This window comes from Tritonibacter horizontis (genome assembly GCF_001518015.1).
In the GTDB taxonomy this organism is placed as follows: Bacteria; Pseudomonadota; Alphaproteobacteria; order Rhodobacterales; family Rhodobacteraceae; genus Epibacterium; species Epibacterium horizontis.
The window spans coordinates 1-5,203 of record NZ_LPUY01000002.1 but is presented as its reverse complement, the minus strand read 5'-3'; the positions used below and the strand labels follow the sequence as shown (position 1 = coordinate 5,203).

Annotated in this window: 7 protein-coding genes and 1 pseudogene; 2 read left to right on the top strand and 6 right to left on the bottom strand. The window is 66.0% G+C overall.

The features are described 5' to 3' along the window. The 4 genes and pseudogenes from TRIHO_RS24085 to TRIHO_RS00040 form a co-directional block, all read right to left on the bottom strand. Positions 1–827, bottom strand: a pseudogene (locus TRIHO_RS24085) (molybdopterin molybdenumtransferase MoeA); the annotation flags it as partial. Next, positions 824–1,315, bottom strand: a complete 492-nt coding sequence (mobB, locus tag TRIHO_RS00050) for a molybdopterin-guanine dinucleotide biosynthesis protein B (RefSeq protein ID WP_068239025.1) — start codon at positions 1,313–1,315, stop codon at positions 824–826. The pseudogene TRIHO_RS24085 and the gene mobB, both read right to left, overlap by 4 nt. Further along, on the bottom strand, positions 1,315–1,947 hold the full coding sequence (gene mobA, locus TRIHO_RS00045; RefSeq protein WP_068239022.1) for a molybdenum cofactor guanylyltransferase MobA: 633 nt from the start codon (positions 1,945–1,947) through the stop codon (positions 1,315–1,317). Before mobA ends, mobB begins: the two co-directional genes overlap by 1 nt. A 103-nt stretch (positions 1,948–2,050) precedes the next feature. Further along, the gene (locus TRIHO_RS00040) at positions 2,051–2,932 is read right to left on the bottom strand and encodes a formate dehydrogenase accessory sulfurtransferase FdhD (RefSeq protein ID WP_068239019.1); all 882 of its coding nucleotides are present in this window, start codon (positions 2,930–2,932) and stop codon (positions 2,051–2,053) included. Positions 2,933–2,987: 55 nt separating this feature from the next. Here TRIHO_RS00040 and TRIHO_RS00035 point away from each other — a divergent pair, with 55 nt between their 5' ends. After that, entirely contained in the window at positions 2,988–3,716 is a 729-nt protein-coding gene (locus tag TRIHO_RS00035) for an AzlC family ABC transporter permease (protein WP_068239016.1), read from the top strand. Continuing rightward, on the top strand, positions 3,713–4,063 hold the full coding sequence (locus TRIHO_RS00030) for an AzlD domain-containing protein (protein WP_082704959.1): 351 nt from the start codon (positions 3,713–3,715) through the stop codon (positions 4,061–4,063). Before TRIHO_RS00035 ends, TRIHO_RS00030 begins: the two co-directional genes overlap by 4 nt. Positions 4,064–4,096: 33 nt before the next feature. Here the strand turns inward: TRIHO_RS00030 and TRIHO_RS00025 are convergent, their stop codons facing one another. Together TRIHO_RS00025 and TRIHO_RS00020 are read right to left on the bottom strand one after the other, a co-directional pair. After that, positions 4,097–4,726 (bottom strand): hypothetical protein, encoded by a 630-nt coding sequence (locus TRIHO_RS00025; RefSeq protein ID WP_068239013.1) that lies wholly within the window; start codon positions 4,724–4,726, stop codon positions 4,097–4,099. Positions 4,727–4,768: 42 nt separating this feature from the next. Further along, positions 4,769–4,903 carry an aa3-type cytochrome c oxidase subunit IV gene (locus tag TRIHO_RS00020; protein ID WP_068239011.1) on the bottom strand — a complete coding sequence of 45 codons (135 nt, stop codon included), beginning with the start codon at positions 4,901–4,903 and terminating at the stop codon, positions 4,769–4,771. Positions 4,904–5,203 lie beyond the last annotated feature (300 nt).

Genomic DNA, 5,203 nt, shown 5'->3' with positions numbered 1-5,203 from the left:
ACCTCATGTGTTGCCGCCGCCCGCCCGGCGACCAGCGGCAACACATGAGGTCCCGCGCACCGCCCGCCCGCAAACCCATAGCCATCAACTGCCGTATTGGGCTGTGGCGGGTTGGACCGCAGCGCCATCACGGGCGCCGCCAGCACCCGCCCCAGGGCCTCTGAGAGCGGCACGACCTCGGTCCCGGTCACCGGTCGCAACCTGTCGCGCAGCAGCGCCAGCGCCTGATCCACCGGCGTCCAGTCGACCCCCTGCGGCAGGGCAAAACAATCATTGCTGAGCGGCGGCGGCGTCAGGGCCTCCGGGCCTGCGGCCTTGCGGCACAAAAGCGCCGCATGCCCCGCCCCCAGGATCCGGCCCGCTTCGTCCGCGCCCGCTGGCGCATGCGTCATCAGCGCTGCCATTTCAGAGGCCGAAAGCGCCGACAGCGCCCGCGCCAGCAGCCGCACCTGCATCCGGTCGCGGGTCTCTGCCTCCGGCGCATCCGCCAGCGCAGCCTTCACCACAGGCTCGATAAGGCTCGGACAGATCTCGGTCAGGGTGACAGCCGCCGCTGCCGTCGCCGCCTGGGGCCAGACCCCGGCCCCGTGGCGCTGCGCCAGGCGGTGCAGCTCGGCCTGGTCGTCAAATGGTCCCTGAAACGCCGCCAGCACCTGCCGCCCTGTGGCCACCTCCTGCGCAACGAAGTCCTCCAGCCAGTCCTCGGCCTCGCCGTGGTCGCGATGGCTGCGCTGCGCGACATCCCGGCCTGCCCGGGCCACCCCGGACCAGATTGCGGCCTTGCCGGGCGACCAATCGACCACAACCACGGTATCAAAGCGGCTCATAGCCCCAGCTCCGTGGCGATGAAATCGGCAATGACCTGCGTATCGTCCAGGTCGAACACCGGCCGGTCCAGCTCCAGCGCGCAGTCCGAGGCCACCGCACGAATGGTCGGATCGCCCGGCGCGATTAGCGGCGTGTCGGCGGCACCACGATAGGCTTCGATCTTGGGGTGCAGCTCGCGCTTGAAACCTTCGATCAGGATCAGATCGACGGGGCGCATCCGCGCCAGCAGCTCGGTCAGCGATGGCTCCGGCGCCCCACGCAGCTCCTGCATGATCGCCACCCGTCTGGGCGAGGCCAGCAGCACCTCCGACGCGCCTGCGCTGCGGTGCCGGTGGCTGTCGGTCCCCGGCTGGTCCACATCCGTCGCGTGATGGGCATGCTTCAGCGTCGAAACGGTCAGGCCACGGACGCAGAACGCCGCCACCAGCCGCTCCATCAGCCCGGTTTTGCCGTTGTTCTTCCACCCCGTCACACCATAGAGCTTCATCACAGCAGCGCCTCCGCCCGCGCCAGATCTTCGGGCGTGTTGAGGTTGAAGAACGGATCGAACGGCTGCGCGTCGAACAGCGCCTCGCGGCCGCCATGCTGATCGGTCCACAGCACCACCTTGCGCAGCCCGCCCTGCAAGGCCGTGCGCAAGTCATCGCGCAACGCCACCGGCCAGAGACCAAAGGTCGGGTGCCGGTTCACGCCGCCGCGGCCGCCGGATTTCAACCCTTCGTCGCGGCTCCTTGGTGTGGTGGCCAGCACCAGCGGATGCGCCTGCCCCGCCGCCGCAACCAGCCGCGCCACCAGATCGGTGGGAAAGAATGGCGTGTCGGCGGCGGCAGTGACAATCGTTTCCGCTCCCTGCGTGGCGGCCCAGTCCAGCCCGGCAAGCACCCCGGCCAGAGGCCCCGCGAAGCCATCGATACTGTCCGCCACCACCGGCAGATCAAACCTGTCAAACCGCGCCGCATCGCCATTGGCGTTCAACGCCAGCCCCGCGACCTGCGGCGCCAGCCGGTCGATTACCCGCGCCAACAGGGTTTGGCCGCCGAGGGCCAATAGCCCCTTGTCGCCGCCGCCCATGCGGGTGGCGCGCCCCCCGGCCAGGATCACCCCGAGAGGTTTGCTCATTCTTCGTCTCCCTGTCCACAGGCGGCGGAACGCCAGCGGCGTGACCCGCGCCGAGCGGGCCTCGATGGCCCCGAGGCGCGGCCCGGCCCGCGCGATTGCCCTGTCACTCCGCGCTCTTCCTGCGATGTTTCGTCTCTTCCTGCGGCATGGTGCCGGGGTCCACGTCGCGCAACAGCCGCTCTTCGCCCGCCAGACAGACGAACCGTTGCCCCCGCATCCGACCGATCAGCGTCAAACCGACCTGCCGCGCGATCTCCACCCCCCAGGCGGTGAAGCCGGACCGCGAGGCCAGCACCGGAATGCCCATCATCGCCGTCTTGATCACCATCTCCGAGGTCAGCCGCCCGGTGGTATAAAGGATCTTGTCCGCCGCGCCGACGCCTTCGGACAGCATCCAGCCGGCGATCTTGTCGACCGCGTTGTGCCGGCCCACGTCCTCCATATAGACCAGCGGGCGGTCCTGATGGCACAGCACCGTGCCATGGATCGCCCCGGCCTCCAGATAAAGCGAGGGCGTGCGGTTGATCGCCTGCGCCAGCGCATAGAGCCACGAACTGCGCACCTCCACCGGCGGCAGCTCCACCCCCTCAAGCCCGGCCATCATGTCGCCAAAGACCGTGCCCACCGCGCAGCCCGAGGTCCGCGTCTTTTTCTGCAGCTTTTCCTCGTGCGAGGTCTCGACCTCGGTGCGCACCACCACGGTTTCGACCTCCTCGTCGTAATCGACCCGGGTGATCACATCCTCCGCCAGCAACATCCCCTGGTTCTTTAGAAACCCCAGCGCCAGATATTCCGGGTAGTCGCCGATGGTCATCGCGGTGACGATTTCCTGCCGATTGAGGTAGATCGTCAGCGGGCGCTCCTCCACCACCGAAATTTCGGTCTGCTGGCCGAGGTGATCCCGACCCGTCACCAGCCGCGTCAGCCGCGGGTTCGCAGGATCGGGCGCGATCAGATAGCCGGCGGATAAATCCAGTTTTGCCAATTGCCAAGCTCCTTCAAGCCGCGTAGCCATGTCCCCGGTAACCTAAGGCGGTGTCATGACAATCTCCACTGCGAAATCCGCCTTCTGGAAAGGCATGCGCGACAGCGCCCCGTTTATTCTGGTCGCGGGTCCCTTTGGCCTGCTGTTCGGCGTGCTCGCGACAGAGGCCGGACTGAACGTGGCCGAGGCGTTCTCCTTCTCTCTGGCGGTCTTTGCGGGGGCGGCGCAATTCACCGCGCTGCAGCTGATGCAGGAATATACGCCGACGCTGATCGTGCTGGTCTCGGCGCTGGCGGTGAACCTTCGGGTGGCGATGTATTCCGCCTCCCTCACCCCCTACCTCGGTGACGCTCCGCTGTGGCAGCGGGCCTGCGCGGCATATATGACGGTGGACCAGTCCTATGCGCTGTCCATCATCGAATTCGAACGCCGTGCCGATTGGGGCACCCGCGAACGGATGGCCTACTTCTTCGGGACCAACGGACTTGTCGCGCCGTTCTGGATGGCGGCCACGGTCACAGGCTCGCTGATAGGCGCACAGGTGCCCGACAGCCTCGGGCTGGATTTCGTGTTGCCACTGGCCTTTCTGGCGATGATCGGCCCGATGCTGCGCACCCGCGCCCATGTGGTGGCCTGTTTCACCGCTTGTGCCGTATCCCTGCCTGCGACCCTGATGCCCTTTAACCTCGGCCTGATCGTCGCCGGTCTGGCTGGCATGATCGCAGGCGCGCAGGCCGAACTGTGGTTCGCGCGCCGCAGTCCGGAATTGGAGGATCAGGAATGAACGGAACCGAGACCGAGATGGCATTTGATACCATGACCCTCTGGATCGTGATCGTCGGCCTGGCGATCGGCTCTTTCGCCCTGCGCTTTGCCTTTATCGGTCTGGTGGGAAATCGCGCGATGCCAGATTGGCTGATGCGGCATCTGCGTTACACGGCGGTCGCGATCATTCCCGCGCTGGTCGCCCCGCTGGTGATCTGGCCTGCGCCCACCGATGGCGCCCCCAGCCTGATCCACTTTACCGCCGCCGCCCTGACCTTTGCGGTGGCCACCATGACCAAGAACGTGCTCTTCGCCATGGCAACCGGTGCCGGCAGTCTCTGGGGGCTGACCTATCTGTTGGGCTAGGGGGGCTGGCACCCCCCCCGCCGCCCCCGGCGTTCAGAGCCCGGCTGCGGCCGTGGTGTTCAGCGTCGCATTGCCTTGCGCAAGACCCGCCTTGAGGTCCTCGCTGTCGTTTTCATAGTATTTGTCGGTGACCACGCCGGGCAACTGGGCAAACTGCTCTTGCAGCTGAACCGGATAGTACGTCACTTCGATCTGCTCGAATCCGGGGATCTGACGCAGGATCGAGGAGGTGGCATTGGTGCAAAACGCCCCGGCCACCCGTCCGTTCCCGGTCACCAGCTGATAAGCGATCTGCGCCTGTTCCGGCGTCAGGGCGATCTCCTGGGTCACCACGTGAAAGGTCTCGCGCGCATGGGCGCTGCGATAGGCCTCGAAAATGCGGGGCGTAATCCCGTAGAGCACATCCTGACGTTCCGGCACGATATCGGCATAGAACGATCCCGCCGGGTCAAAGATCACCCGCTCGGAGGCATTGACCATCAGCGCGGTATGGCCGCCCTGCCCGGTGCGGTTGTTGACCATGGTGAAAAGCGTCATCGACGGCTTGTCAGGCGCGCGATAGGCGACGCTGGCAATGGTTTCCGGGTCCGCGTCCGGCCGCTGAGGCGCCGCGCAGCCCGCAAGTGCCGCGCAGAGCGCAAGGATCAGGATCGGGGTCCGCATCAGGGGTGCTCCGGCTGTCAGGTCGTGATGTCAGGTCAATCCTCAGGTGGCAAAGATGCCGAGGAACACCACAAAGATCACCAGACAGATGCAGAAACGGGACACGAAGGTCATGAAGCCGTCGTAGGTCTGTTCCTGAACGGAGGTGTCCATGGTGCCGTGCTTGTGTTCAGCCATATCAAAAATCCTGTTCGCGTCGTGGTTCGCTGGCGGTGATACTGGATTTCAAATGCGCTGTCACCACCCCTCTCGCGCCACAGCGCCGCGGGGCCGCCGGGGCCGAGGTCGGGCGTATGACAATCGGCGGCCCGCAGCGTTGCATTGACGTACGCCCCCCCAGATATCAGCGTACGCCGGGTCGGCAACGCGCATAAATAGTATCAGTGCTTTTGACCCATTGTTTCGCACGCGAAACAATGGGTCAGCATAGCTGACCTTTTTCCACCCCCACAATACCCCACATGCCCCCCGCATGAC

Excerpts from the sequence above, each read along its gene's own strand:
- mobB (WP_068239025.1), bottom strand. The coding sequence starts at position 1,315 with ATGAAGCTCTATGGTGTGACGGGGTGGAAGAACAACGGCAAAACCGGG.
- mobA (WP_068239022.1), bottom strand. The coding sequence starts at position 1,947 with ATGAGCAAACCTCTCGGGGTGATCCTGGCCGGGGGGCGCGCCACCCGC.
- TRIHO_RS00035 (WP_068239016.1), top strand. The coding sequence starts at position 2,988 with ATGACAATCTCCACTGCGAAATCCGCCTTCTGGAAAGGCATGCGCGAC.
- TRIHO_RS00030 (WP_082704959.1), top strand. The coding sequence starts at position 3,713 with ATGAACGGAACCGAGACCGAGATGGCATTTGATACCATGACCCTCTGG.
- TRIHO_RS00025 (WP_068239013.1), bottom strand. The coding sequence starts at position 4,726 with ATGCGGACCCCGATCCTGATCCTTGCGCTCTGCGCGGCACTTGCGGGC.
- TRIHO_RS00020 (WP_068239011.1), bottom strand. The coding sequence starts at position 4,903 with ATGGCTGAACACAAGCACGGCACCATGGACACCTCCGTTCAGGAACAG.